The sequence below is a fragment of the Streptomyces sp. NPDC060209 genome (assembly GCF_042728155.1).
In the GTDB taxonomy this organism is placed as follows: domain Bacteria; phylum Actinomycetota; class Actinomycetes; order Streptomycetales; family Streptomycetaceae; genus Streptomyces.
On record NZ_JBHWZS010000111.1, the window covers coordinates 1 to 25,153 of the forward strand.

The following is a 25,153-nucleotide window of genomic DNA, read 5'->3' on the forward strand; positions in this document are numbered from 1 at the left end:
CGTTCTTGGGTTGCCATGACGGTCAGAGCACGACCTGCGCCTCGGCGTAGCGCTCGGCCGGGACCGTCTTCAGGGTCTCCACGGCCGCCGCCAGCGGAACCATCGTGATGTCCGTGCCGCGCAGCGCCGTCATCATGCCGAACTCACCGCGGTGAGCGGCCTCCACCGCGTGCCAGCCGAAGCGGGTGGCCAGGACACGGTCGTAGGCGGTCGGGGTGCCGCCTCGCTGCACATGGCCGAGGATCACCGGGCGGGCCTCCTTGCCGAGGCGCTGCTCCAGCTCTCCGGAGAGCTGCGTCGCCACCCCGGCGAAACGCTCATGGCCGTAGATGTCCGTCTTGCCCTGGTTGAACTCCATCGAGCCCTCCCGGGGCTTGGCGCCCTCCGCCACGACGACGATCGCGAACTTCTTGCCGTCCGAGAAGCGCTTGCCGACCAGTGCGGTCAGCTCGCCGATGTCGAAGGGCCGCTCGGGTACGACGATGGCGTGCGCGCCGGCCGCCATGCCCGAGTGCAGCGCGATCCAGCCGGTGTGCCGCCCCATGACCTCGACGATCAGCACACGCTGGTGCGACTCGGCGGTCGTCTTCAGCCGGTCCAGCGCCTCGGTGGCGACCCCGACGGCCGTGTCGAAACCGAAGGTCACATCGGTGGAGGCGATGTCGTTGTCGATGGTCTTCGGCACACCGACGATGGGCAGGCCGGCCTCGGAGAGCAGGTTGGCGGCCTTCAGCGTGCCCTCGCCGCCGATCGGGATGATCGCGTCCAGGCCGAGATCGGCCACATGGCCCTTCGCTCGCTCCACACCGTCACGCAGATGCGCGGGCTGGACGCGGGAGGAGCCGAGAATCGTGCCGCCCCGGGCGAGGATGCCGCCGACCGCGTCAAGGTCGAGCTTGCGGTAGTCGCACTCGAGGAGGCCCTTCCAGCCGTCGTGGAAGCCGATGACCTCGTCGCCGTGGTCGACAACCGCACGGTGCACGACGGAACGGATGACGGCGTTGAGGCCGGGGCAGTCGCCGCCGGAGGTGAGCACACCAATTCGCATTGCCCGGGAAACCTTTGCAACGTGGGCCGACGCCGGACCACGTCGTCCGGTTGGATCCCCGCCACCCTACCGGCGTGGGGTGGCGGGACCGAACCCACTGTCCGACTGCTGGACGTCCACCGGATGTACACCGGCCGCACACGCGCGGACCGGCCCTCGGAAGGGCCGGTCCGGACGGGTGCGTCAGGCGGGCTGGGTCGCCGCGGCGATCCGCTCGGCGCGCAGCGCCTCGTACCAACGGTCGTCGCTCGGCGGCAGCGCGTTCACGTCCAGTGCCAGCTTCAGCAGGAGGTCCGCGATCAGCGGGTTGCGTGCCAGGACGGGCCCGTGCATGTAGGTGCCGAACACCGTGTCGTTGTACGCGCCCTCCGTGCCGTCACCCGTGCCGTTGCCCCGGCCGAGGCGCACCCGGGCGAACGGCCGAGCCGACGGGCCGAGGTGGGTGACCCCCTGGTGGTTCTCGAAGCCGGTCAGTGGCGGCAGGCCCAGATTCGGGTCGATGTCCCCGAGCACGTCACCGACGCACCGGGCACCCTCACCCCGGGTGGACACGACATCGAGCAGCCCGAGGCCGGGCTCCCGCTCGCCGAGGTCGTTGATGAACTCGTGGCCGAGGATCTGGTAGCCCGCGCAGACCGAGAAGATGATCGCGCCGTTGGCCGCTGCCCGGCTCAGTCCGCCGTCACGGCGCAGCCGCTCCGCCGCGAGCCGCTGCGGCCGGTCCTCACCGCCGCCGATGAGATAGATGTCGCCCGACGTCGGGATGGGCTGGTCGCTGCGCACGTCCACGCGCGACACGTCGAGACCGCGCTGGCGTGCCCGGCGCTCCACCACCAGGGCGTTGCCCTGGTCGCCGTAGGTGCTGAGGAGGTCGGGGTAGACCCACACCAGCCGCAGGCTGTTGTTGCTCATGCTTCGTCCTCTCCGGGGGTTGCCCGCGCGGGGGTCAGTTGCCGACACGACGGCGCAGATCCTGGAAGGCGGTGTAGTTGGCGATGACCTCGATGCGGCCGGGAGGTGCCATCTGGACGGCCTCGTCCAGGGTCTCGCAGACACGGAAGTCGAGTCCAGCCACCTCGAGCCGGACCGCGAGGTCCAGCTTGCGGTCACCGAGCACGAAGATCGGGTGGCCGTAGAGCTGGGTGTAGTCGACGTCCCACAGCCAGGAGGTGTCCGTGCCGTCGGCGCCGCGCGCGTTCACCGAGAGGATGACCGGGGTGGGCGGCGGGTCGATCAGGGAAAACGTTTCGAGCCAGCCCGCCGGGTTCTTCGCCAGCAGGAGCCGGAGCTCACGGCCGAGGAAGGTGACGACGTCGTAGCGGCCCGCCACGGCCTGCACCTGGTACATGCGCTCCAGGGCGACCTGCGGCGGTACGCCGAAGACCGCGGCCACGGCGGCGGAGCTCGTGGCGTTGGCCTTGTTGGCCCGGCCCGGAAGCTGGAGGTGGATCGGCCACGCGGAACCGTGCGGGTCCAGGACGTAGTCGCCGTTCAGCGCCCAGCTGGGGGCGGGGCGGCGGAAGCCGCACTCGCCGCAGAACCAGTCGTCACCGGGGCGCTGCATCACACCGCCGCAGGACGGGCAGGACCAGGCGTCGTCCTTCCAGGCCTGCCCCGCCGCGACCCACACCACATTGGGGGAGGAGGAAGCGGCCCAGACGATCAGCGGGTCGTCGGCGTTGGCCACGATCACGGCCTTGGAGCCCGACAGGCCCTCACGCCACTTCTCGGCCAGCATCCGGGTCTCCGCCGCGCGGTCCAGCTGGTCGCGGGAGAGGTTGAGCAGCGCGATCACCTTCGGTGTCGTGTCGCGTGCCACGCCGGCGAGGTACTTCTCGTCGACCTCGATCACGCCGTAGCGCGCGTCCGAGCCCCCTGCCAGCGCGGAGGTGATCCCCGCGGGCATGTTGGCTCCGAGCGCGTTCGACACGACGGGCCCCGCGGCCCGGAGTGCCTCGGCGATCAGCCGGGTGGTGGTCGTCTTGCCGTTCGTCGCGGACACGAGGATCACGTCCAGGTGCTGCGCCAGCCGCCCGAGCAGGTCGGGGTCGAGCTTGAGCGCCACCCGGCCGCCGATCACCGATCCGCTGCCGCGCCCCGCAGCGCGCGACACCGCCGCCGCGGCCTTGCCCGCCGTCACGGCGAGCTTGGCCCGCGGCGACAACGGCTCCGTGTTGCCTGCCATCGTCCTAGATCCTCCTTGCGTAAGTCCGCGCCCAGCCTATCGATGTCCGTGGTGCCGACCGCACCTCGGCACCACGGGGAACGTGGAGGTCACGTGGAACGTACGCTTCTCCCCATGCGAAACCGCCCGATCCCCGGCAGTTCCGGACGCGTTCGTGCCATGAGTCTGCTCGGCGCCCCGGTGCTCCACAGCCCTTGCGACGACGTCACCGAATTCGGCCCGTCCCTCGCCCGGCTGGTGGAGGACATGTTCGCCACCATGTACGCCGCGAACGGTGTAGGGCTCGCCGCGAACCAGATCGGCGTCCCGCTCAGGGTGTTCGTATACGACTGTCCGGACGACGACGAGGTCCGGCATCTGGGTCATCTCGTCAATCCGGTACTGGTCGAGGCGGACGGTGTCACCGTACGCGGACCGGAGGGCTGCCTCTCGCTCCCGGGGCTCGAAGCCGGCACCCCGCGCTTCGACCATGCGGTGGTCGAGGGCCGGACGGTGGCGGGGGAGCCGGTGCGGATCACCGGCACCGGCTGGTTCGCCCGCTGCCTGCAGCACGAGTGCGACCATCTCGACGGCCGCGTCTACACCGACCGGCTGACGGGACTGCGCCGCGCCAGGGCGCTGCGCGCGGCCCGGCGGGCGCCGTGGGGGCGTACGGCAGCCGACGGCTGACCGGGGGCTCCGGGTACCGGGGCGGCCCTCAGAACCCCTGGCCGCCGGGCAGGTCGCCCGCCTCGGCCAGCCTGCCCCACAGCAGGTCGGCGAGGCTGCGTACCAGCTGCTCGCGCGAGCACGGCCGGTCGCCGAGCCACCAGTCGCCGGCCGCGTGCATCATGCCGACGATTCCGTGACCCCAGATGCGGGCCATCTGCTCGCTCTCCGGGCCGAGATCCACCCGCTCCACGATCACCTTGCCCAGCTCCTCACCGAGGCGGCGCAGCAGCGGCGCGGAGTGGCGGCCGACGTCGAAGCCCTGTTCCGGCGAGGGGGCGGCGTCGTCGGACGGGTGCATCAGGAAGCGGTAGACCTGCGGGCGCGCCTCGATCGCCGCGAGGTAGGTGTCCAGGGTCGACTCGACCCGTTCACGCCGCTCGGAGGGTGCGTCGAGCGCGGCCCGCAGGGCGCTCAGCAGGGCGTCGGTGTGACGCTTGGCGAGCGCGCGGTAGAGGCCGCCCTTGTCGCCGAAGTGCCGGTAGAGGATGGGCTTGGTGATCCCGGCCTCCGCGGCGATCGCGTTCATCGACGCCTTCGGGCCGTCCCTGAGCACCACTCGGTCCGCGGCTTCGAGCAGCTCCCGACGGCGGCGTTCGGCCGCTGTCCGCTGCCGTTCGGCCCCTCGTGTGGTCTCCATGTCGTTTCTCCCGCCCCACCCAGCTGTCCTGCGATCTCGTCACGCCCGGGCAACGTAACACCCTGGTCTGCCGTGCGCGGATCCGTCGCTGACCGGTTGACAGAAGCTACTTGCTGGTAACAGACTGTTGTTACCGCTAGTAACGGGTTTATCCGGAAGTGCATGGAGGGAACAATGGCCGAGTTCACGCTCGAGCTCAACGACGACCAGAAGCAGGTCCGTGACTGGCTGCACGGATTCGCCGCCGATGTGATCCGGCCGGCCGCTTCGGAGTGGGACGAGCGTGAGGAAACGCCCTGGCCCGTCATTCAGGAGGCGGCCAAGGTAGGCATCTACTCCCTCGACTTCTACGCCCAGCAGTTCTTCGACCCTACGGGCCTCGGCATCCCCATGGCCATGGAGGAGCTCTTCTGGGGCGACGCGGGAATCGCTCTGTCGATCGTCGGTACGGGCCTGGCCGCCGTCGGCGTCCTCGCCAACGGCACCGAGGAGCAGATCGGCACCTGGATCCCCCAGATGTACGGCGACGCGTCCGATGTGAAGGTCGCCGCCTTCTGCTCCTCCGAGCCGGACGCGGGCTCGGACGTGGCCTCGATGCGTACCCGTGCGGTGTACGACGAGGCGAAGGACGAGTGGGTGCTCAACGGCACCAAGACCTGGGCGACCAACGGCGGTATCGCCAACGTCCACGTCGTCGTCGCCGTCGTGGATCCCGAGCTGGGCTCGAAGGGCCACGCCTCCTTCATCGTCCCGCCGGCCACCCCCGGTCTCTCGCAGGGGCAGAAGTTCAAGAAGCACGGCATCCGTGCCTCGCACACGGCCGAGGTCGTCCTCGAGGACGCCCGCATCCCGGGCCACTGCCTGCTCGGCGGCAAGGAGAAGCTCGACGAGCGCCTCGCCCGGGCCCGCGAGCGCGCCAAGTCCGGCGGTGAGCGCGTCAAGAACGCGGCGATGGCGACCTTCGAGGCGTCCCGCCCGGCCGTCGGCGCCATGGCGGTCGGCACCGCCCGCGCCGCCTACGAGGTCGCGCTCGACTACGCCAAGACGCGGACCCAGTTCGGCCGCCCGATCATCGACAACCAGGGAATCGCCTTCCAGCTGGCCGACATGCGTACGCAGATCGACGCGGCGCGGCTGCTCGTCTGGCGCGCCTCCTGGATGGCGAGCGCCGGCAAGCCGTTCACCGCGGCCGAGGGCTCGATGTCGAAGCTGTACGCGAGCGAGACTGCGAAGTCGGTCACGGCCCAGGCCGTGCAGATCCTCGGCGGCAACGGCTTCACCCGCGAGTACCCCGTCGAGCGCATGCACCGGGACGCCGCGATCTACACCATCTTCGAGGGCACGAGCGAGATCCAGCGCCTGGTGATCGCCCGCACCCTGTCGGGAATGCCGATCCGCTAGCCGCACCGCGGGGCCGGACCGTACGCCGGTCCGGCCCCGTGTGCTGTTCGTCCCGCTAGCGCGGCAGCTGCGCCTCGATGAGCGCCACGACCTCCGGCGCCTCCGGCTCGGTGCGGGGACGGATCCGGGCGACCGGCTCACCGGCCGGGGAGATCAGGAACTTCTCGAAGTTCCACTGGACGTCACCGGCCGCGCCCTCCGCGTCGCCGAGCTTCGTCAGCTCCGCGTAGAGCGGGTGCCGGTCCTCGCCGTTGACGTCGATCTTCTCCAGCAGCGGGAAGCTGACCCCGTACGTCGTCGAGCAGAACGTCTGGATCTCCTCCGCCGTACCCGGCTCCTGACCCGCGAACTGGTTGCAGGGCACGCCGAGAACCGTGAATCCGCGGTCCCCGTACTCCTTCTGGAGCTTTTCCAGGCCGGCGTACTGCGGCGTGAGCCCGCACTTGGAGGCGACGTTCACCAGCAGGACGGCCGAGCCCTCGTAGGCTGCCAGTGTCGTCGGCTCGCCGGTGAGCGTGCGGAGCGGGATGTCGTGCAGCGTCATGGGATATCTCCTCGGTAGCGTGGCGTCGCCCCCATTGTGACGCTCACTGCCCGGAGGCCTCGGGGAGGCCGAGCGCCCGGTAGTAGAAGGTGGTCGCCCTGAGCGTGCCGTACGGGTCCGCCGCGTAGTCCGGGACGGAGCCGCAGGGTGTCCAGCCCGCCGCACGGTAGAGGTGTTCGGCATCGCTACCCGTCTCGGTGTCCAGGACCAGAAGGGTCAGCCCCTCGGTGGCCGCCGACCGTTCGACGGCCGTGAGCAGCGCCCGGCCGATTCCCCGGCCGCGGGCCGAGGGCCGGACCATGAGCTTCTCGACCTCCGCACGGTGACGTGCGTTGGGCAGGGCCGCTTTGACCAGGCCGATCGTGCCCACCACCCGCTCGTCGTCCCGGGCGATCCAGACCTGTTTGCTCCCCGACTCGACGGCGAGTGCCCGCTCCCGCCACCAGATGGCGGCCGCCGCCCGGTCCAGCGGGGCGAGGAATCCGACCGAGGCCCCGCCCTCCACGGCCTCGATCATCAGCGCGGCGAACTCATCGGCGTACGTGACCAGTTCGGGGCCGGACACGGGGACGATCTCGGTCATGAAGCGGGTCCTTTCACATTCACGGCAGGACAATCATCAGTGCGTAGCGGACCCGCTGCGGGCCCGGGCAGCGGAAGCGAGAGGGGCCACGCAGCCGGAAGCGCAGGCAGTCGCCCTCGCGCACGGTGTGCACGGTTTCGTCGACCGTGATCTCGACCGTGCCCTCGAGTACCCAGATGTGCTGCTCCACACCGGGCACCGGTGCGTTCTCGTACGAGAGGGAGGCGCCCGCGTCGAGTGTGCCCTCGACGATCTCGGCGCGCAGTCCGGCGTGCGGCGGTGACACGGAGCGGCGTACGAACCCTGACCGCTCGTCCCGCCATACCGGCTGTCGCGCGGCCGCAACCAGCTGCGGCGGCTCGGCCTCCACCTCCATCAGCAGGCGCGACATCGTCCGGCCGTAGACCGTGCACAGCTGCCCGAGCACGGTGGTGGTGGGACTCAGCTCGCCGCGCTCCAGCCGCGACAGCGTCGAGCGGCTCACGCCGGCGCGGCCGGACAGCTCGTCCAGCGACCAGCCGTGTTCGGTGCGGAGCAGGCCCAGCCGCGCGGCGAGCCGGGCATCGACCGAGTCCTCGTCTCTCATATTCGGGATTGTATCTCTGCATGGAGACGAGTAGGCAATGGCCCCGTATGCCGATCGGGTGATGGCATGTCAGGCTGATAAAGAGCACATAAGCCGCATTGCCGACACGTGTGTGCCGCATCGGCTGCATAACCGAGGAGGCCGACATGGCTGGAAGTGTGAGTGGGTCGCGGACGGGTCACGACACGGCCGGAGGGCGCAAAGCCGCTGCCTCCGGCTGGACGGTCTTCGCGGCGGTGATGATGATCTTCGGTGGCGCCATGGCCATCCTGGAGGGCATCGCCGCCATCGCCAAGGACGACCTGTTCGTCGCCACACAGAACTACGTGTTCCAGTTCAGCCTGACGGGCTGGGGCTGGGTGCACCTCATCCTGGGGATCGTTGTCGTCCTGGCGGGCTGCGCAGTCTTCACCGGGGCCCTGTGGGCTCGCGCCGTGGGTGTGCTGCTCGCGGGACTCCTCGCCGTCGCCAACTTCCTGTGGCTCCCCTACTACCCGTTCTGGTCCATCGTCCTCATCGCGATCAACGTCTTCGTCATCTGGGCGCTGTGCGCGGGGCCGAATCGGGACGCTCGAGCCTGAGCACGAGGACGTAGGAGACCACCACGGAGACGATCACGAGCGGCATGACGGTGATGCCCTCGGATCCCAGCAGCAGCGTGGCCAGCAGCACCGATGTCATCGGCAGCCTGAGCATCGCCACGCACATCGCCCCGATGCCCATCGCGAAGCCCGAGGTGGCGTTCAGGCCGGGCAGGTGCGACAGCGCCAGCCCGCCCGCCGCTCCCAGGAACATCGAAGGGAAGATGGGGCCGCCCCGGAAGGCGCTGAGGGACGCGGAGTACGCGAGCGCCTTGCAGACGATCAGCACGAGGAGTGTTCCGACCGTGTATGTGGCGTCCTCGGCGAGCAGGCCGCCGAGGGCGTCCTGGCCGGAGTACAGCACCTCGGAAGCATCCCTGCCCGTGTTCTCGGCGTAGAGGAGCGCGAGTACGCCGACGGTCAGGCCCATCACCACGGTTGCGATCACCCGCCGCTGCGCGACCCGCTCCTGCAGGGACAGGGAGAGCCTTTTGACGCCCGTGCCCGTGAGGGCGGCCGCGACCCCGAGGGCGATGGCCCAGCCGAACTCGGCGAGCGTGGGCTGGGGTGCGTGCGGCACGTGGGGGAGGGTCAGGGAGTACGTCCCCAGGCCCGTCCACGATCCCAGGCCGATGAAGATGAGCGATCCGATGCCGGAGGCGAGCAGCCCCGGCACGAGCACCAGGCCGAGCATCATGCCGGCGAGGCCGGACGCCTCCATCAGCAGGAACGCGCCGAGGAGCGGCGAGCCCAGCAGGGCGCTGACGGCGGCGAAGCTCCCCGCCGCGGCCACCATGGCGCTCGCGCTCGGCGCGATGCCGGGCTTGAGCAGTCGTACCGCGTACACGGCCAGCCCGCCGCCGAGGGCGATGAGAGGGGCCTCGGGGCCGAGGACCACACCGAGCCCGAGGGACGCCAGGGCGGCGAGCGCGACTCCCGGTAGCTGCGCGGCCGTCGGCGCCCCCGTGTTCACGAACCCCTCGGCCGGATTGTGTCCGCCCGTTCCCGGGAGATGGCGGATGACCAGACCGGTCAGCAGGCCCGCCACGGCGAGCAGTGGCACCGGCCACCACGACGGTGTGCTGTCGAAGCCCAGTGCGTGCGGGAGGTCCTCGTATGTAAGGGACTGCAACTCGTGCACGAGCGCCAGGAAGCCGAACGCCGCGGCGGAGATGGGGACGCCGAGGGCCGCCACCACGATCAGAAGTACCGCGTACCCCCGGGTGCGGATCACCGCGAGCGGATCCGGGGCCTCCGCGCCGGGTGCTCCGACCGATTCGGCCGACATGGTCATGGTCTCCTCGGTGTCGGGTCCCGGCCGGGTCCTACTGGCCCGCGGGGTCCACACGGTGATACCACGATGTCCGGTTATGTCCGCGAAGTACCCGCTGTCGGCGAGCGGTGAATCCGGGCCCGCTACTTCTTTCCCTCCCCGGCGGCGGGAAGGCGGCCCGCGGCCACCGCGTCGACGAGTGCCCGGTGGTCCCTCTCGTTCTGGTCGGCGTACCGCTCGGCGAACGTCTCCAGCGCACGGTCGAACGTGTCGCCGTGGCCGAGATAGGAGGCGATGGCGATACGGTCGCCGGATCGCGCGTGCGCACGGGCCAGCGTCGTCCCGCACAGCTCTCCGAAGGCGCCCATGCCACGCGGCACCATCATTTCCGGTTCGACGATGCCCTTCCAGTCGCGGAGTTGGCGCACGTAGAAGTCCCGGCGCTTTCCGTCGAACCCGTCCACCCGCTCCCAGCCCAGGAAGATGTCCCCGGCGGCCTGCATCAGGCGCTGGCCCGCAACCACCCGCTCGCCCTGGTTCCGGTACGTACTCGCCCCCGCGTAGGGCGCCAGCACCGAGGAGTCGGCCTCCTTGGCCTGGAGGAAGAGCGGATCGCCGCCGTCCCTGCCGAGCAGGAGGAAGATCCAGCAACGGGTGCCGACACTTCCCACGCCCACGACCTTGCGGGCCATGTCCACGGGCTGGAAGTCGGCGAGCAGTGCCCGCCGGTCCGAGGGCAGACTGCGGCCGTAGCGCCGGAGAAGCTTCCGGAACTGTCCCTCCGTCGCGCGGCGTTCCGCATCGGGCAGCAGATCCGCGAGGGGCACGACCAGAGGCGGGTCCGGGGCGATGCGGAGGCGCCCGCCGCTCACCTCGGTGAGTTTGGCGAAGGCCTGCAGGCTGTCCCGGGTGCGGGCCTTCGCCGTCGCACTGGCGATGCGCTTGCGGCCCCGGGCGGCGAGTTTGCCGGCGGCCATGGCCCGGAGGCGGTCCTCGTCGGTCTTCGTGTACCAGACATCGAGATTGCGCATGTCCGCGAACCGGATCATCGACTCCCGGTACGAGCGCACGGTGGCCCGTACGATGCGGGCCCGTTCCTTGTCCGTGAAGCCGTTGGCGCGCCCCGCGATGACGAGGCTGGCCGCCAGCCGCTTCAGGTCCCACTCCCAGGGCCCCGGCAGCGTCTCGTCGAAGTCGTTGATGTCGAAGAGCAGATGGCGTTCGGGGGAGGCGAGCAGCCTGAAGTTCAGAAGGTGGGCGTCACCGCACAGCTGGGCCCTGATCCCGGAGTCCGGCGTCCCGGCCAGGTCGGAGGCCATGATCGCCGCGGCGCCCCGGTAGAAGCGGAACGGCGACTCAGTCATCCGCCCGTACCGGATCGGGATGAGCTCCTGCACCCTGGCCTCCGACTGGGCCTCCAGCAGTGCCAGCGGGTCCGGCCGGCCGGACGGTGGCTCGTAGGCGTCATGGCTGGACCTGGGCACCCGTTTGCGGGCCGCCTTGCCGAGCGCGGCCCGTTCCTGCGGTGTCGCGCCCGGTACGGCACGGAGCGGTGAGGTGCGTTCCTGGGGCATGGCGGCCCTCCTGACTGCGTGCGGGGCCGTGTGGGCGGCCCTGCCTCCCATCATCCCGGGCCCGCCCGGATCCGGCCGCTCGGCCGGATCCGGCGACGGGCGGGCCGTGCGGCCTCAGGCCCGTACGCCGTTCCTGGCCCGGGCCACGCGGCGCCAGATCGCCCGCTGGCCCCTGAGGGCGGCCGCGCCCACCACGATGAGCACCGAGATGTTGACCAGGAGCTGGACAAGGGACCCCCACGCCTCGGACCAGCTGGCGAAGGCCGTCGAGACGCTGATCGCCGCGGCCGCCGGAATGGTCGTCACCGAGATGAACACCCCGAGCAGGGCGCTCGTACGGGCTTCGGTGAGCGACACGATGCCGACGACGCCGGCCAGGGCCGCGACGGCGAACGAGAAGAAGTTCGGGGTGTTGATCAGGTCGGAGACGGGCCTCAGCCCCCGGTCGAACGCCGCCGACTGCAGACCGAAGCCGCGGATGAGCAGACTGAAGAGGAGGGTGACCGCGATCGTCAGCAGAAGGCCCGTGCCCAGTGCCGACAACCCCGTGCGGACCATGCTCCGGTCCCCCCTGTCGATGCCCAGGGCCACAGCGACGATCGCCCCGTACTCGGGGCCGACCACCATCGCGCCGACGATCAGGATCTGGGAGTTGGTCACGATGCCGACCGAGCCGATCAGGCCCGCGACGACCAGGTAGAGGTAGAAGCTCGGTGCGTACCTCCCCTCGGACCGGATCCGTGCCTCCACCTGCTCCCAGACCGGTGCGCCGGCGAGCGCCCCGAGTCTGCGGGACGCGCCGTCCGCGGCCCGTCCCGGGAAGGCCATGTCGACCGGCTCGATGACGACGGACCCGCGAAGGTCGACCTTGAGGTCCCGCAGGCCGCGCAGGACCTCGTTCGCGGCACCCGTCAGCACGTCGCACGCGACGGAGTCACCGTCGGGGTTGCGCGCGGCACCCCGCTGCACGATCAGGTTCAGGACGTACGGGTCGCCGGTGAGGAGCTCCTCGACCCGCTCGGTGAGGTCCGGCGGGCTGACGGCGCGGACATGGATCATGTCCACGCGGCACCCCCGCGGGGCTGGGGGAGCGGGCGGGAGATGCTTGTCGGATAGTGGCTATCGCGGGGGTATGCCGGAGATTGGACGGTCATGGACCGATACCCTCCCATAGCGGCGCACGGTCTGGTGGGCGACCTGCAGACCGGTGCGCTGGTTTCGGCGCAGGGCGTCGTCGACTGGTTCACCGCCCCCCGTTTCGACTCCCCGAGCATCTTCGCCGCGCTGCTCGACCACGACCGCGGGGGCTTCTTCCGGCTGTCGCCCGATGATCCGGGGTGTTCACGGAAGCAGCTCTACTACCCGGACACCGCCGTGCTGGTCACGCGATTCATGTCGCCCGACGGCGTCGGGGAGGTGCTCGACTGGATGCCCCCGATCACGTCGGGCACCGCAACCGACCGGCACACGCTGTTCCGGACCGTGCGTGTGGTGCGCGGCACGGTGCGGTTCTCCATGGAGTGCAGACCCCGCTTCGACTACGGACGTGCGTCACACGAGCTCGAACTCCGCCCGGAGGGAGCCACTTTCCGGTCCGCCGGGGTCACCGGTCATCTGAGCGCGAGTTTTCCCCTGGAGCGCGACGGTGACGACGTACGCGGCGTGGTGACCCTGAGATCGGGGGAGGTGGCGGCAGCGGTGTTCACCGCGTGCGGCGCCGACGGGCCGGCGCCGGTGCCCCCCACCGTCGAGAGCGTCACCGAACAGCTCTGGGAGGCGGCCGACTTCTGGCAGAGGTGGCTGCGTGCGTCCAGCTACCGGGGCCGGTGGTCGGACATGGTCAACCGCTCCGCGATCACTCTCAAACTCCTCATCCACCACCCCACCGGCGCGCCGGTCGCCGCGGCGACCATGGGCCTGCCGGAGCAAGTGGGAGGCGAGCGGAACTGGGACTACCGCTACACCTGGGTACGGGACGGAGCCCTGTCGGTGCGGGCCCTGCTGGACCTGGGCTTCGTGGAGGAGGCGACCGCGTTCACCCACTGGCTCGGCGCGCGCCTCGGGGACGAGGACATCGACGGTGAAGCGCTGCAGATCATGTATCGCGTCGACGGGGAGCCCCTGCTGACGGAGGAGCTGCTCGGGCACCTGGAGGGCTACCGCGGATCGCACCCCGTACGACTCGGCAACGCCGCCTCCGGGCAGCTCCAGCTGGACATCTACGGAGAGGCCCTCTACGCGCTGTCCGAAGGCCGCGAGGTCGGTATCCAGGCGGGCTACCGGGGATGGAAGAAGGTCTCCCGCGTGCTGGACTGGCTGGCCGATTCCTGGGACCGCCCCGACGAGGGGATCTGGGAGACCCGCGGGGGACGCAAGGACTTCACGTACAGCCGCGTGATGTGCTGGGCCGCCTTCGACCGCGGACTGAGCCTGGCCGCCGCCTTCAGCCGGCCGGCCGACACCGCCCGGTGGACCAGGGCCAGGGACGCCGTCCTCGAACAGGTCATGGAGCACGGCTGGAGCGAGTCGGCACAGGCGTACGTCCAGCACTACGGGGGCGGCGTGCTCGACGCGTCGCTGCTCTTGATGCCGAGGGTCGGGTTCCTCGCGCCCAGGGACCCCAGCTGGCTGTCCACGTTGGACGCCATGGAGGAGACCCTCGTCTCCGACAGCCTGGTCTACCGCTACGACCCCGCCGCCTCGCCGGACGGCCTGCGCGGCTCGGAGGGCACGTTCAGCCTCTGCACGTTCCTCTACGTCGACGCCCTGGCCCGCGCCGGGCGCCTGAGGCCGGCCCGCTACATGTTCGAGAAGATGCTCACCTACGCCAACCACGTCGGCCTCTTCGCCGAGGAGATCGGCCCCAGCGGCGAGCAACTCGGCAACTTCCCACAGGCGTTCACGCACCTGTCCCTCATCACGGCCGCCCGGACCCTCGACGAGGCACTCGACCGGCAGCGGGACTGACGGTCAGTCCCTCCTGTCGTCCCACTCCTTGCCCAGCAGCCAGCTGTCGAACGTGCGCAGCGCGGCGACGAGTGCCGCCCCCAGCCGCCAGTCGTATCCGGGTGCGTGCAGACGCAGCGCGTCACCCTTCGACCTGAACTCCAGCGGGGCCTCCCCGCCCGCGCGCCACACGATGCTCCGGGGCCCGCGAGCCGCGTCACCGTCACCGCTCAGCAGGCTCAGCACGATGACCAGCGTCTGTACCGGGGAGAGCAGCCACCACACGCACCACCAGGAGATCCGGCCCTTGAAGCCCACCGCCTCCCGGCCGCCCGCAGGCGTCACCGTCCAGCGGGTACGCAGGCCCCTGCCCCGGAGCGCCTTCTCGCGGACGATCGTGCCGATGAGCTCGCCGTGCGCGCCGAGCACCTGGTACGTCGCGACACCGCTGCCGGCCGCCACGGTCACCAGGGTGGCCAGCCGCTCCCGGCGGTGCTCGTCCGCCCACAGCACGAAGGAGCGCGCGCCGCTGCTCCGCGCAGCCCGATAGGCGGGTATCCCACCCGGCGGCAGTTCGCGCTCCACGTACGCCGCCACGCGCTCGGGCGCCGAGCCGTCCGCGTACAGCACCAGGTCCCCCACCCGGGCGGAGGAGCCGGCCCCGGCCACCTGCCCCTCGGTCCGTGGCGCGGGCCCCATCCTCAGTACGCTGCTCACCGCTGTGCTCCTCCGTGGTGTGTCATACCCGCTTGAGAGGATCCGTACGTGGAATCCCCCGAGCCCCTCCCCGCACTCTTCCCCGGACCGCAGCCGGAAGCCGGCAGCCGCGAGGTCCGCCGCCCGGTGCGGTGCGCCCTCTGCGGACGGCCGCTCACCGGCGCGGAATCGCGCCGCACCGGACTCGGCCCCGCCTGCGACGCCAAACTGCACCCGGCGGGCCCGGACATCCGGACCCGCCGTCATGAGGTGGACCAGGACACGCTGCCCGGTACCTGACCCCAGGGCAGGCCTACGCGCCGTCGAGACGGCGGAAGAGCCCCTCCTGGACCACTGACACAAGCAACTGCCCCTGGCGGTCGTAGATCCGGCCCCTGGCCAGCCCGCGGCCACCCGTGGCGATCGGCGACTCCTGGTCGTACAGGAACCACTCGTCGGCCCGGAACGGCCGGTGGAACCACATGGCGTGGTCCAGCGAGGCCATGTCGAAGCCGCGCGGGCCCCACAGCGGCTCGACCGGGATCCGCACCGCGTCCAGCAGCGTCATGTCGCTCGCGTACGTCAGCGCGCAGGTGTGCACGAGCGGGTCGTCGCCCAGCGGGCCGACCGCCCGCATCCACACCGCGCTGCGCGGGTCCGCGTCCTTGATCTCGTCCTGCGTCCAGCGCAGCCGGTCGACGTAGCGGATGTCGAAGGGCTGGCGGCGGGCCATCCGCTCCAGTGCCTCCGGCAGACCGCCCAGGTGCTCCCGCACCTCGTCGGCGACCGTCGGCAGCTCCTCCGGATCGGGCACGACGCGGGCCGGCGGCAGCTGGTGCTCGAAGCCGGCCTCCTCCGGACGGTGGAAGGACGCCGTCAGATTGAAGATCGTCCGGCCCTGCTGAACGGCCGTGACCCGGCGCGTCGTGAAGGACCGGCCGTCCCGCACCCGCTCCACGTCGTACACGATCGGCACGCCCGGGCGGCCCGGACGCAGGAAGTACGCGTGCAGCGAGTGCACCGGACGGTCACCGTCCGTGGTGCGGCCGGCCGCGACCAGCGCCTGGCCGGCGACCTGCCCGCCGAAGACCCGTTGCAGGGACTCCTCGGGGCTGCGGCCGCGGAAGATGTTTACCTCGATCCGCTCCAGGTCGAGCAGATCGACCAGGCTGTCGGCGGGGTTCGTCATGCGGTTCTTCTCCACTCTCCTGGCCGGCGCGCCGTCACAGCTGGCCCACGGCCGTTACCCGGACGATCGCCCGGCCCTCCTCGTCGGAGGCCGCAAGATCGACCTCCGCACGAATTCCCCAGTCGTGGTCCCCTGCCGGGTCGGCGAAGGCCTGCCACACCCGCCACAGACCGTGCTCCGGGTCCTCGTCGATCTTCAGCAGCTTCGGGCCGCGCGCGTCCGGACCAGTGCCCAGCTCCTCGTGCGCGTCCCAGTAGTCGTCCATCGCCTCGCCCCACGCGTCCTCGTCCCAGCCCGCGTCGGCATCCAGCTCACCCAGGTCACGGACCCGGTCCAGGGCGGCCAGTTCGACCCGGCGGAACATGGCGTTGCGCACCAGCACCCGGAAGGCGCGGGCGTTGGCCGTGACCGGCTTGACCTCGTCGGCCCGCTCCTGCGCCTGCTCGGCGGTCTCCACCTCCGGATTGGCCAGCTGCTCCCACTCGTCCAGCAGGCTGGAGTCCACCTGACGCACCATCTCGCCGAGCCAGGCGATCAGGTCCTCTAGGTCCTCGGACTTCAGGTCGTCCGGGATGGTGTGCTCGAACGCCTTGTACGCACTCGCCAGATACCGCAGCACGATGCCCTCGGTACGGGCCAGCTCGTAGTTCGACGTGAACTCCGTGAACGTCATGGCCCGTTCGTACATGTCCCGGATCACCGACTTCGGCGACACGGGATGGTCGCCGACCCACGGGTGGCTCGTGCGGTACACGTCGTACGCGTGCCAGAGCAGCTCGCTCAGCGGCTTGGGGTACGTGACCTCCTGGAGCCGCTCCATCCGGTCCTCGTACTCGACGCCGTCCGCCTTCATCTGCCCGACGGCCTCGCCCCGCGCCTTGTTCTGCTGGGCGGCGAGGATCTGCCGAGGGTCGTCCAGCGTCGACTCGACGACGGAGACCATGTCCAGGGCGTACGAAGGGGATTCGGCGTCCAGCAGATCGAACGCGGCCAGCGCGAACGTGGACAGCGGCTGGTTCAGCGCGAAGTTCTGCTGGAGATCGACGGTGAGGCGCACGATCCGGCCCTCGGCATCGGGCGTGTCGAGCTGCTCCACGACACCGCCGTCGAGCAGTGAGCGGTAGATCGCGATGGCCCGGCGGATGTGCCGGAGCTGGGCCCGGCGCGGCTCGTGGTTGTCCTCCAGCAGATGCCGCATCGCCTCGAAGGCGTTGCCCGGGCGGGCGATGACCGAGAGCAGCATCGTGTGCGTGACCCGGAAGCGCGAGGTCAGGGGCTCGGGATCCGAGGTGATCAGCTTGTCGAAGGTGGTCTCCGACCAGGCGACAAAGCCCTCGGGGGCCTTCTTGCGGACCACCTTGCGCTTCTTCTTGGGGTCGTCGCCCGCCTTCTTGACGGCCTTCTCGTTCTCGATGACGTGCTCGGGGGCCTGGGCGACGACGAAGCCCGCCGTGTCGAAGCCCGCCCGGCCTGCGCGCCCGGCGATCTGGTGGAACTCGCGGGCGCGCAGCGTGCGCACCCGGGTGCCGTCGTACTTGGTGAGGGCGGTGAACAGCACCGTGCGGATGGGCACGTTGACGCCGACGCCCAGCGTGTCCGTACCGCAGATCACCTTCAGCAGACCCGCCTGCGCCAGCTTCTCGACCAGGCGGCGGTACTTGGGGAGCATGCCCGCGTGGTGCACCCCGATCCCGTGCCGCACGTAGCGGGAGAGGTTCTGGCCGAACTTGGTGGTGAAGCGGAAGTTGCCGATCAGATCGGCGATCTTCTCCTTCTCCTCCTTCGTGCACATGTTGATGCTCATCAGCGACTGTGCGCGCTCGACGGCCGCGGCCTGCGTGAAGTGCACGATGTAGACCGGTGACTGCCGGGTGTCCAGCAGCTCCGTCAGCGTCTCCGTGATCGGCGTCAGCCGGTACTCGTAGCTCAGCGGGACCGGACGCGTCGCCGAGCGCACCACGGAGGTGGGGCGGCCGGTGCGGCGGGTCAGGTCCTCCTCGAACATCTTGACGTCACCGAGAGTGGCCGACATCAGGACGAACTGGGCCTGCGGAAGCTCCAGGATCGGGATCTGCCAGGCCCAGCCGCGGTCCTGCTCCGCGTAGAAATGGAACTCGTCCATCACGACCTGGCCGATGTCGGCGTACTTGCCGTCACGCAGCGCGATGGAGGCGAGAACCTCGGCGGTGCAGCAGATGACCGGGGCGTCGGCGTTGACCGAGGCGTCGCCGGTCAGCATGCCCACGTTCTCCGTGCCGAAGAGCTTGCACAGGTCGAAGAACTTCTCCGAGACCAGAGCCTTGATGGGCGCCGTGTAGAACGTGACCTTGTCCTGGGCCAGCGCCGTGAAGTGCGCACCCGCCGCGACCAGGCTCTTTCCGGAGCCGGTGGGGGTGGAAAGGATCACGTTCGCCCCGGAGACCACCTCGATCAGCGCCTCCTCCTGAGCCGGATAGAGGGTGATGCCCTGCGATTCGGTCCATGACGAGAAGGCCTCAAAGAGGGCGTCCGGGTCGGCGGTCGGCGGGAGCTGATCGATAAGGGTCACGCCCCCATCTTGCCTGCCTCCTGCCCGGATGAGGGAACCGGAGGATCCGGCGAAGATCACGGACGATACGCTGCCCACTCAACTCGGCTGCCTCGCACAGGCAATGGCGGCCCGGCCGGAAAGCACGGCCGAATCACGATGGGGGCGGGAAGAACCATGATGGGACCGGCACACTCTCTGTCAGGGGCGGCGGCCTGGCTGGGGGTGGGTGCCGCGGCCGCGGCCGCAGGTCACACGATGCCCTGGCCCGTCCTGGTCGTCGGGGCCCTGATCACCGCCGGTGCGGCGCTGGCCCCGGACCTCGACCACAAGTCGGCCACCATCTCGCGTGCCTTCGGTCCCGTCTCGAAGGCGCTCTGCGAAATAGTCGACAAGCTCTCCTACGCCGTCTACAAGGCGACCAAGGGAGCCGGGGACCCGCGCAGGACCGGCGGCCACCGCACCCTCACCCACACCTGGCTGTGGGCGGTGCTGATCGGTGGGGGCTGCTCCGTGGCGGCGATCACCGGCGGCAGGTGGGCGGTCCTGGCCATCCTCTTCGTCCACCTCGTGCTCGCCGTCGAAGGGCTCCTGTGGCGGGCGGCCCGCGTGTCCAGCGACGTCCTGGTCTGGCTTCTCGGTGCGACCAGCGCGTGGATCCTGGCGGGCGTGCTGGACCAGCCGGGCAACGGTTCCGACTGGCTGTTCGCCGCACCCGGCCAGGAGTACCTGTGGCTCGGACTGCCCATCGTGCTCGGAGCCCTCGTCCACGACATCGGTGACGCGCTCACGGTCTCCGGCTGCCCGATCCTGTGGCCCATACCGATGGGCCGCAAGCGCTGGTACCCGCTCGGACCCCCGAAGTTCATGCGCTTCCGGGCCGGCAGCTGGGTCGAGATCAAGGTGCTGATGCCCGCCTTCATGATCCTCGGGGGAGTGGGCGCCGCCGCTGCCCTCAACGTCATCTGACGGCCGGGAGCCGTCCCGGGGGGCGGCGAGCGCGTGGCCGTAGCACCATGGCCGCATGCTGCTCGCCAGGCTCGCCCACGTGTCCCTGGAGGTCGCCGCGACGTCGGCCCGGACCCGGAAGAAGGCCCTGCTGGCCGGGCTCTTCCGGGAGGCTGGGCCGGAAGACGTCCCGGTCGTCATCCCGTATCTCGCCGGCCGCCTCCCGCAGGGGCGGCTCGGGATCGGATGGAGCACCCTGCGCGTTCCGGTGACGCCCGCCGACGAGCCCACGCTGACCGTGGTGGAGACGAACGCGGAGCTGACGGCGATCGGCGCCCTGGCCGGCCCGGGCTCGCAGTCCGCCCGCAAGGAGCGTCTGGTGCGGCTGCTGGGTGCCGCCACCGCGGACGAGCAGTACTTCCTGCGCGGACTGCTCACCGGAGAGGTACGCCAGGGAGCGTTGGACGCCGTCGCTGTCGACGCCCTGGCGGACGCCGCCGGAGCGCCGCCCGCCGAGGTGCGGCGCGCCGTCATGCTCGCCGGATCGCTCGGACCCGTCGCCCGTACGCTGCTCGCGGAGGGCCCCGGGGCCCTCGCGTCCTTCCGGCTCACCGTCGGCCGGCCGGTCCAGCCCATGCTCGCCCACACCGCCCGCTCGGTCACCGAGGCGATCGACCGGCTGGGGCCCTGTGTCGTCGAGGAGAAGCTGGACGGCATCCGCGTCCAGGTGCACCGTGACGGGCCGGAGGTACGCGTCTACACCCGCGCGCTCGACGACATCACCGACCGGCTCCCCGAACTCGCCGCGGCGGTGACCGGCTTTCACGCCGACCGGTTCATTCTCGACGGCGAGGCGATCGCCCTCGGGGCCGACGGGAGGCCCAGACCGTTCCAGGAGACCGCCGGCCGGGTGGGCTCCCGGCGCGACGTCGCCACCGCGGCGGATGCCGTCCCGGTGGTCCCGGTGTTCTTCGACGTGCTGTCCGTGGACGGACGTGACCTCCTCGACCTTCCCTTCTCCGAACGCCACCGGGATCTGGCCTCGCTGGTCCCCGAGGAGATGCGCGTACGGCGCGTCGCCGTGGAGTACCCCGCGGACGAGCGCCGGCGGGCGGCCGCCGTGGCCTTCTCCGAGGAAACCCTGGCCCGCGGACACGAGGGCGTGGTGGTGAAGGGCACGGCGGCGCCCTACAGCGCGGGCAGGCGCGGCGCCTCCTGGCTGAAGGTGAAGCCCGTGCACACCCTGGACCTGGTCGTGCTGGCCGCAGAATGGGGCCACGGCAGACGCACCGGGAAGCTCTCCAACCTGCATCTGGGGGCGCGCCGGGAGGACGGCACGTTCGCGATGCTGGGCAAGACCTTCAAGGGGCTCACGGACACCATGCTCCTGTGGCAGACCGAACGCCTCCGGGAGCTGGCCACCGCCGACGACGGACATGTGGTGACGGTGCGCCCTGAACTCGTCGTCGAGATCGCCTACGACGGGCTCCAGAGCTCGACCCGCTATCCGGCGGGCGTCACGCTGCGGTTCGCCCGCGTCCTGCGCTACCGCGAGGACAAGCGCGCCGAGGAGGCGGACACGGTCGACGCGGTCCTCTCCCGCCGGGCATGACACCGGCCCCCGCCCGCGAGGCGGAGGCCGGGGGAGGGGGCCGGTGCGGGCGGCTCAGCCGCGGGCGTCCGCGCCCGCGGTGTGCGCGCGGATCTCCTCCGGCGTGAGGTAGGCGTCGGTGTACTCGAAGTCGCGCAGGGTGGCCTGCTTACGGGCCTGGAAGCCCGTGCGTACGAAATCGTCACCGGCGATCGCGTTGAGCAGCCAGTTGGTCATGACCCGGGTCTTGGCGACATTGGTCCGCAGCGCCGCCCAGTGGTAGCCGCGCGCCGCGGCCTGGGCCGGCAGGCCCCTCAGCTCGATGCCCAGCGGCTTGGAGACCGCGTCGCGGCCGCCGAGGTCCACGACCAGACCGAGGTCCTTGTGGACGTACGGCTGCAGCGGACGACCGCGCAGGGACGCGATGATGTTGTCCGCCAGCTTTCGGCCCTGGCGCATGGCGTGCTGAGCGGTGGGCGGGCAGATCGCTCCGTCGCCCTTGGCCAGGTCCGGCACCGCCGCCGCGTCGCCGAGCGCGAACACGCCGTCCACGCCGGGCAGACTCATCTCCGGTGTCACGGCCAGGCGGCCGCGTACCGTCTCGGCGTCGAGAGTGGCGACGAGCGGACTCGCCGCCACTCCGGCGGTCCAGATCAGCGTGCGGCAGGGCAGCACCCGCCCGTCCGTGAAGGTCACCTTGTCCGGCCCCGCCTCGGCCACGGAGACACCGAGCGAGACCTCGATGCCGCGCTTGCGCAGGATCTCGAGGGCGCTGAGACCGAGCTTGTCGCCGAGCTCCGGCATCAGCTTCGGCGCGATGTCGATCAGATGCCACTTGATCAGCTTGGGGTCCAGCCTGGGGTAGTGCTTGACGGCGTTGCTGGTGAGCAGCTGCAGGCACGCGGCCGTCTCCGTGCCTGCGTACCCGCCGCCCACCACCACGAACTGCAGCCGGGACGCCCGCTCCTCCTCGTCGTGACTGGCATCGGCCAGATCGAGCTGGGAGATGACGTGGTCCCGGATGTAGGCGGCCTCGGCCAGGGTCTTCATGCCCCGGGCGTTGTCGACCAGCCCAGGGATGTCGAAGGTGCGGGTGACGCTTCCGGCGGCCAGCACGATGTAGTCGTACGGCTCGTTGACGATCTCGTCGGTGATCTTCCGGACGACACAGACCTTCGCCTTCGTGTCCACTCCGATGGCCCCGCCGGGCACGATCCGGGTGCGGTGGCGCCGGCTGCGGCGCAGGGAGACGGCGACCGACTGGGGAGTGAGCACCCCGGAGGCGACCTGGGGGAGCAACGGCAGGTAGAGCTGGTACGAGAACGGGGTGACGAGCGCGATGTCCGCTTCGCCGGGAGCGAGGCTGCGCTCCAGCCGGCGCACGCACTCGACCCCGGCAAAGCCGGCGCCGACAACGAGAATCCTGGGTCGTGCCACGGTGTGCGTCCCTTCTCGGGTTTACGCGGTCATCGCTCGCCTGCCCCGTATCCGGGGCCAGTCACTCCCTCATCCTTACCGGAGGGGGCGGAGTTCGCCTCTTCTGCGGCTGGGCGGCCACGGGGCGGTGGCGTCGGCGAAGTCGCACGCATGCCGGACGACCTGCGAGGCGGGCCCGGACCTGGACCGGCTTGCGCCCTGACCAGGTCCGTGCCCCTCCCGGCTCAGCCGTGCCAGGAGCGCCACAGCGCCGCGTACGCGCCGTCCGCGGCCACCAGCTCGTCGTGGCTGCCCAGTTCGCTGATCCGGCCGTCCTCGACCACCGCGATCACATCCGCGTCGTGCGCGGTGTGCAGCCGATGCGCGATCGCCACGACCGTACGGCCGTCCAGCACCCGTGCCAGCGAGCGCTCCAGATGGCGGGCCGCCCGCGGGTCGAGCAGCGAGGTCGCCTCGTCCAGGACCAGCGTGTGCGGGTCCGCCAGGACGAGGCGTGCCAGGGCGATCTGCTGCGCCTGCGCCGGGGTGAGGGCCAGGCCGCCCGAGCCGACCTCCGCGTCCAGGCCTTCGTCGAGGGCCTTCGCCCAGCCGTCCGCGTCCACCGCGGCGAGCGAAGCCCACAGCTCCGCGTCCTCGGCGTCCGTACGGGCGAGCAGGAGGTTGTCCCGCAGCGAGCCCACGAACACGTGGTGCTCCTGGTTGACGAGAGCCACATGCGTCCGCACCCGCTCCGCCGTCATCCGCGACAGCTCGGCGCCGCCGAGTGACACCGAGCCCGCCCGGGGAGCGTAGATCCCCGCCAGCAGCCTTCCCAGCGTGGATTTCCCCGCACCGGACGGCCCGACCAGTGCCAGCCGCGTGCCGGGTGCGATGTCCAGCGACACCTCGTGAAGGACGTCGACGCCCGCGCGGTAGCCGAAGTGCACCTCCTCGGCCTTCACCTCCCGGCCGTCGGGGCCGACGCGGTCGTCCCCCGCGTCGGGCTCGATCTCCCGCACGCCGACGAGCCTGGCCAGGGACACCTGGGCGACCTGCAACTCGTCGTACCAGCGCAGGATCAGACCGATGGGGTCCACCATCATCTGCGCCAGCAGCGCCCCTGTCGTCAGCTGCCCGACGGTGATCCAGTCCTCCATCACGAACCAGCCGCCGAGCAGCAGCACCGCGCCGAGAATCGTCACGTACGTGGTGTTGATGACCGGGAAGAGCACCGAACGCAGGAACAGGGTGTACCGCTCCCAGGCCGTCCACTCCATGACCCGCCGGTCCGACAGCGCGACCCTGCGGGCCCCCAGCCGGTGGGACTCGACGGTCCGCCCGGCATCCACGGTCTCGGCGAGAGCGGCCGCGACCGCCGCGTACCCGGCGGCCTCCGAGCGATACGCGGAGGGCGCCCGCCGGAAGTACCAGCGGCAGCCGACGACCAGCACCGGAAGCGCGATCAGCACCGCGAGTGCCAGCGGCGGGGCGGTGACGGTCAGCGCCCCGAGCAGCAGCCCGGCCCAGACCACGCCGATCGCCAGCTGCGGCACGGCCTCACGCATCGCGTTGGCCAGCCGGTCGATGTCCGTCGTGATCCTGGACAGCAGATCCCCGGTGCCGGCCCGCTCCAGGACCCCGGGCGGCAGCCCGACGGACCGTACGAGGAAGTCCTCACGCAGGTCGGCGAGCATCTCCTCCCCGAGCATGGCCCCGCGCAGCCGCATCGTCCGCGTGAACACGGTCTGCACGACCAGCGCCAGCGCGAACACCGCGGCGGTGCGCTCCAGATGGAGGTCGGTGACCCCGTTGGAGAGGTCCTCGACCAGTCCGCCCAGGAGATACGGGCCCGTGATCGACGCGATCACCGCGACCGCGTTGAACGCGATGAGAAGCGCGAAGGGTCTGCGGTGACGCCGCAGCAGGGCGCGCACGTACGTCCGCACCGTCGTCGGCGTCCCGACCGGCAGGGTCGTCGCCGACACCGGTGCCGCCGGGTCGTACTCCGGTGGTGCCAGGCCGATCATGCGCTCTCCTCGATTTCCTGGACCGCCCGGGCCGGCCGGAGGCCGTCGATCGCGGTGAGTCCGTCCTGCGCGGCCGGCACCGCGTCCTCGTCCTCGGTCTCACGGGTCACGACCGCCCGGTACCGCGGGTCGTCCCGCAGCAGTTCGCGGTGCGTGCCCGCCGCCACCACCGTGCCCCCGTGAAGGAACACGACGCGGTCGGCGAGGTCCAGCAGCAGCGGCGACGAGGCGAACGCCACCGTCGTACGGCCCCGGCGCAGTTGCTCGATACCGGCGGCGACCTTGGCCTCCGTGTGCGAGTCGACCGCGGACGTCGGCTCGTCCAGTACGAGCGCCTCCGGGTCGGTGACCAGCGAACGGGCCAGCGCGAGCCGCTGGCGCTGACCGCCGGACAGCGACCTGCCGCGCTCGGTGATCCGGGTGTTCATCGGGTCGCCGTCCGCGTCGACGGAAGCCTGGGCCAGCGCGTCCAGCACGTCACCGCACCGGGCGGCGGCGAGCGCGTCCCCGGCCGTCACGCCGCCGGAGGACGGGACGTCCAGCAGTTCCCGCAGAGTCCCGGAGAGCAGCACCGGGTCCTTGTCCTGCACGAGCACGGAGGCCCGTGCCGAGTCGAGCGGCAGCTCGTCCAGCGGCACCCCGCCGAGGAGCACCGAGGGAACCGGCCCGGAGGCGTCGTCCGGCTCGGCG

Annotated in this window: 23 protein-coding genes; 7 read left to right on the forward strand and 16 right to left on the reverse strand. The window is 71.0% G+C overall.

The features are described 5' to 3' along the window. Positions 1 to 22: 22 nt before the first annotated feature. From ACFWFI_RS21585 to ACFWFI_RS21595, 3 genes are all read right to left on the reverse strand, one after another. On the reverse strand, positions 23 to 1,048 hold the full coding sequence (locus tag ACFWFI_RS21585; RefSeq protein WP_387392621.1) for a 6-phosphofructokinase: 1,026 nt from the start codon (positions 1,046 to 1,048) through the stop codon (positions 23 to 25). Positions 1,049 to 1,231: 183 nt separating this feature from the next. Beyond that, positions 1,232 to 1,960 (reverse strand): type 1 glutamine amidotransferase, encoded by a 729-nt coding sequence (locus ACFWFI_RS21590; protein ID WP_099172055.1) that lies wholly within the window; start codon positions 1,958 to 1,960, stop codon positions 1,232 to 1,234. A gap of 34 nt (positions 1,961 to 1,994) precedes the next feature. Then, a complete protein-coding gene (locus ACFWFI_RS21595) occupies positions 1,995 to 3,233 on the reverse strand; it encodes a Mur ligase family protein (RefSeq protein ID WP_099172054.1) in 1,239 nt (412 codons plus the stop codon). Between the two features lie 114 nt (positions 3,234 to 3,347). Here ACFWFI_RS21595 and def point away from each other — a divergent pair, with 114 nt between their 5' ends. Then, positions 3,348 to 3,902: a peptide deformylase gene (gene def, locus ACFWFI_RS21600; protein ID WP_387392624.1), complete on the forward strand. Its 555-nt coding sequence runs from the start codon at positions 3,348 to 3,350 to the stop codon at positions 3,900 to 3,902. A gap of 28 nt (positions 3,903 to 3,930) precedes the next feature. Here def and ACFWFI_RS21605 read toward each other — a convergent pair whose 3' ends face one another. Further along, positions 3,931 to 4,581, reverse strand: coding sequence for a TetR family transcriptional regulator (locus tag ACFWFI_RS21605; RefSeq protein WP_387392627.1), 651 nt, complete (start codon positions 4,579 to 4,581; stop codon positions 3,931 to 3,933). Between the two features lie 174 nt (positions 4,582 to 4,755). Between ACFWFI_RS21605 and ACFWFI_RS21610 the strand changes: the two genes are divergently transcribed. Further along, entirely contained in the window at positions 4,756 to 5,982 is a 1,227-nt protein-coding gene (locus ACFWFI_RS21610; protein WP_387392630.1) for an acyl-CoA dehydrogenase family protein, read from the forward strand. Positions 5,983 to 6,037: 55 nt separating this feature from the next. Here ACFWFI_RS21610 and ACFWFI_RS21615 read toward each other — a convergent pair whose 3' ends face one another. From ACFWFI_RS21615 to ACFWFI_RS21625, 3 genes are read right to left on the reverse strand one after another with little or no spacing between them, the layout of a single operon-like run. Further along, positions 6,038 to 6,526, reverse strand: coding sequence for a glutathione peroxidase (locus tag ACFWFI_RS21615; protein WP_387392633.1), 489 nt, complete (start codon positions 6,524 to 6,526; stop codon positions 6,038 to 6,040). Between the two features lie 43 nt (positions 6,527 to 6,569). Further along, complete coding sequence (locus tag ACFWFI_RS21620; RefSeq protein ID WP_387392636.1) at positions 6,570 to 7,109, reverse strand: GNAT family N-acetyltransferase; 540 nt, start codon at positions 7,107 to 7,109, stop codon at positions 6,570 to 6,572. Positions 7,110 to 7,128: 19 nt separating this feature from the next. Beyond that, positions 7,129 to 7,695 (reverse strand): helix-turn-helix domain-containing protein, encoded by a 567-nt coding sequence (locus ACFWFI_RS21625; protein WP_387392639.1) that lies wholly within the window; start codon positions 7,693 to 7,695, stop codon positions 7,129 to 7,131. Between the two features lie 146 nt (positions 7,696 to 7,841). Between ACFWFI_RS21625 and ACFWFI_RS21630 the strand changes: the two genes are divergently transcribed. After that, positions 7,842 to 8,276, forward strand: coding sequence for a DUF7144 family membrane protein (locus tag ACFWFI_RS21630; protein WP_387392642.1), 435 nt, complete (start codon positions 7,842 to 7,844; stop codon positions 8,274 to 8,276). Here the strand turns inward: ACFWFI_RS21630 and ACFWFI_RS21635 are convergent. The 3 genes from ACFWFI_RS21635 to ACFWFI_RS21645 all read right to left on the reverse strand — a co-directional run bounded on the left by ACFWFI_RS21635 (position 8,230) and on the right by ACFWFI_RS21645 (position 12,188). Next, positions 8,230 to 9,564: a chloride channel protein gene (locus ACFWFI_RS21635; RefSeq protein WP_387392645.1), complete on the reverse strand. Its 1,335-nt coding sequence runs from the start codon at positions 9,562 to 9,564 to the stop codon at positions 8,230 to 8,232. The genes ACFWFI_RS21630 and ACFWFI_RS21635 overlap by 47 nt on opposite strands. A gap of 128 nt (positions 9,565 to 9,692) precedes the next feature. After that, complete coding sequence (locus tag ACFWFI_RS21640; protein WP_387392648.1) at positions 9,693 to 11,123, reverse strand: DUF2252 domain-containing protein; 1,431 nt, start codon at positions 11,121 to 11,123, stop codon at positions 9,693 to 9,695. A 114-nt stretch (positions 11,124 to 11,237) separates the two neighbouring features. Further along, entirely contained in the window at positions 11,238 to 12,188 is a 951-nt protein-coding gene (locus tag ACFWFI_RS21645; RefSeq protein WP_387392651.1) for a DUF389 domain-containing protein, read from the reverse strand. A gap of 87 nt (positions 12,189 to 12,275) precedes the next feature. Between ACFWFI_RS21645 and ACFWFI_RS21650 the strand changes: the two genes are divergently transcribed. Then, on the forward strand, positions 12,276 to 14,090 hold the full coding sequence (locus ACFWFI_RS21650; RefSeq protein ID WP_387392654.1) for a glycoside hydrolase family 15 protein: 1,815 nt from the start codon (positions 12,276 to 12,278) through the stop codon (positions 14,088 to 14,090). Between the two features lie 3 nt (positions 14,091 to 14,093). Here ACFWFI_RS21650 and ACFWFI_RS21655 read toward each other — a convergent pair whose 3' ends face one another. Continuing rightward, positions 14,094 to 14,786 (reverse strand): hypothetical protein, encoded by a 693-nt coding sequence (locus ACFWFI_RS21655; RefSeq protein WP_387392657.1) that lies wholly within the window; start codon positions 14,784 to 14,786, stop codon positions 14,094 to 14,096. A gap of 48 nt (positions 14,787 to 14,834) precedes the next feature. On the opposite strand from ACFWFI_RS21655, the gene ACFWFI_RS21660 reads away from it, so the two are divergent. After that, complete coding sequence (locus ACFWFI_RS21660) at positions 14,835 to 15,065, forward strand: DUF6011 domain-containing protein (protein ID WP_387392660.1); 231 nt, start codon at positions 14,835 to 14,837, stop codon at positions 15,063 to 15,065. 13 nt (positions 15,066 to 15,078) lie between these two features. Here the strand turns inward: ACFWFI_RS21660 and ACFWFI_RS21665 are convergent, their stop codons facing one another. After that, the gene (locus ACFWFI_RS21665) at positions 15,079 to 15,954 is read right to left on the reverse strand and encodes an acyl-CoA thioesterase (RefSeq protein WP_387392663.1); all 876 of its coding nucleotides are present in this window, start codon (positions 15,952 to 15,954) and stop codon (positions 15,079 to 15,081) included. A gap of 34 nt (positions 15,955 to 15,988) precedes the next feature. Continuing rightward, positions 15,989 to 18,502 carry a DEAD/DEAH box helicase gene (locus ACFWFI_RS21670; RefSeq protein ID WP_387392666.1) on the reverse strand — a complete coding sequence of 838 codons (2,514 nt, stop codon included), beginning with the start codon at positions 18,500 to 18,502 and terminating at the stop codon, positions 15,989 to 15,991. Between the two features lie 156 nt (positions 18,503 to 18,658). On the opposite strand from ACFWFI_RS21670, the gene ACFWFI_RS21675 reads away from it, so the two are divergent. Both ACFWFI_RS21675 and ACFWFI_RS21680 read left to right on the forward strand, forming a co-directional pair. Next, the gene (locus tag ACFWFI_RS21675) at positions 18,659 to 19,450 is read left to right on the forward strand and encodes a metal-dependent hydrolase (protein WP_387392668.1); all 792 of its coding nucleotides are present in this window, start codon (positions 18,659 to 18,661) and stop codon (positions 19,448 to 19,450) included. Positions 19,451 to 19,505: 55 nt separating this feature from the next. Beyond that, positions 19,506 to 21,041 (forward strand): ATP-dependent DNA ligase, encoded by a 1,536-nt coding sequence (locus ACFWFI_RS21680; protein WP_387392671.1) that lies wholly within the window; start codon positions 19,506 to 19,508, stop codon positions 21,039 to 21,041. A 54-nt stretch (positions 21,042 to 21,095) separates the two neighbouring features. Here the strand turns inward: ACFWFI_RS21680 and ACFWFI_RS21685 are convergent, their stop codons facing one another. The 3 genes from ACFWFI_RS21685 to ACFWFI_RS21695 all read right to left on the reverse strand — a co-directional run. Beyond that, complete coding sequence (locus ACFWFI_RS21685; protein WP_387392674.1) at positions 21,096 to 22,457, reverse strand: NAD(P)/FAD-dependent oxidoreductase; 1,362 nt, start codon at positions 22,455 to 22,457, stop codon at positions 21,096 to 21,098. 224 nt (positions 22,458 to 22,681) lie between these two features. Further along, positions 22,682 to 24,463: an ABC transporter ATP-binding protein gene (locus ACFWFI_RS21690; RefSeq protein ID WP_387392677.1), complete on the reverse strand. Its 1,782-nt coding sequence runs from the start codon at positions 24,461 to 24,463 to the stop codon at positions 22,682 to 22,684. Continuing rightward, positions 24,460 to 25,153 (reverse strand): ATP-binding cassette domain-containing protein (locus ACFWFI_RS21695; protein ID WP_387392680.1); only part of this gene is annotated, 694 nt, incomplete at its 5' end. The genes ACFWFI_RS21690 and ACFWFI_RS21695, both read right to left, overlap by 4 nt.

Excerpts from the sequence above, each read along its gene's own strand:
- ACFWFI_RS21585 (WP_387392621.1), bottom strand. The coding sequence starts at position 1,048 with ATGCGAATTGGTGTGCTCACCTCCGGCGGCGACTGCCCCGGCCTCAAC.
- ACFWFI_RS21590 (WP_099172055.1), bottom strand. The coding sequence starts at position 1,960 with ATGAGCAACAACAGCCTGCGGCTGGTGTGGGTCTACCCCGACCTCCTC.
- ACFWFI_RS21595 (WP_099172054.1), bottom strand. The coding sequence starts at position 3,233 with ATGGCAGGCAACACGGAGCCGTTGTCGCCGCGGGCCAAGCTCGCCGTG.
- def (WP_387392624.1), top strand. The coding sequence starts at position 3,348 with ATGCGAAACCGCCCGATCCCCGGCAGTTCCGGACGCGTTCGTGCCATG.
- ACFWFI_RS21605 (WP_387392627.1), bottom strand. The coding sequence starts at position 4,581 with ATGGAGACCACACGAGGGGCCGAACGGCAGCGGACAGCGGCCGAACGC.
- ACFWFI_RS21610 (WP_387392630.1), top strand. The coding sequence starts at position 4,756 with ATGGCCGAGTTCACGCTCGAGCTCAACGACGACCAGAAGCAGGTCCGT.
- ACFWFI_RS21615 (WP_387392633.1), bottom strand. The coding sequence starts at position 6,526 with ATGACGCTGCACGACATCCCGCTCCGCACGCTCACCGGCGAGCCGACG.
- ACFWFI_RS21620 (WP_387392636.1), bottom strand. The coding sequence starts at position 7,109 with ATGACCGAGATCGTCCCCGTGTCCGGCCCCGAACTGGTCACGTACGCC.
- ACFWFI_RS21625 (WP_387392639.1), bottom strand. The coding sequence starts at position 7,695 with ATGAGAGACGAGGACTCGGTCGATGCCCGGCTCGCCGCGCGGCTGGGC.
- ACFWFI_RS21630 (WP_387392642.1), top strand. The coding sequence starts at position 7,842 with ATGGCTGGAAGTGTGAGTGGGTCGCGGACGGGTCACGACACGGCCGGA.
- ACFWFI_RS21635 (WP_387392645.1), bottom strand. The coding sequence starts at position 9,564 with ATGTCGGCCGAATCGGTCGGAGCACCCGGCGCGGAGGCCCCGGATCCG.
- ACFWFI_RS21640 (WP_387392648.1), bottom strand. The coding sequence starts at position 11,123 with ATGCCCCAGGAACGCACCTCACCGCTCCGTGCCGTACCGGGCGCGACA.
- ACFWFI_RS21650 (WP_387392654.1), top strand. The coding sequence starts at position 12,276 with ATGGACCGATACCCTCCCATAGCGGCGCACGGTCTGGTGGGCGACCTG.
- ACFWFI_RS21665 (WP_387392663.1), bottom strand. The coding sequence starts at position 15,954 with ATGACGAACCCCGCCGACAGCCTGGTCGATCTGCTCGACCTGGAGCGG.
- ACFWFI_RS21675 (WP_387392668.1), top strand. The coding sequence starts at position 18,659 with ATGATGGGACCGGCACACTCTCTGTCAGGGGCGGCGGCCTGGCTGGGG.
- ACFWFI_RS21680 (WP_387392671.1), top strand. The coding sequence starts at position 19,506 with ATGCTGCTCGCCAGGCTCGCCCACGTGTCCCTGGAGGTCGCCGCGACG.
- ACFWFI_RS21690 (WP_387392677.1), bottom strand. The coding sequence starts at position 24,463 with ATGATCGGCCTGGCACCACCGGAGTACGACCCGGCGGCACCGGTGTCG.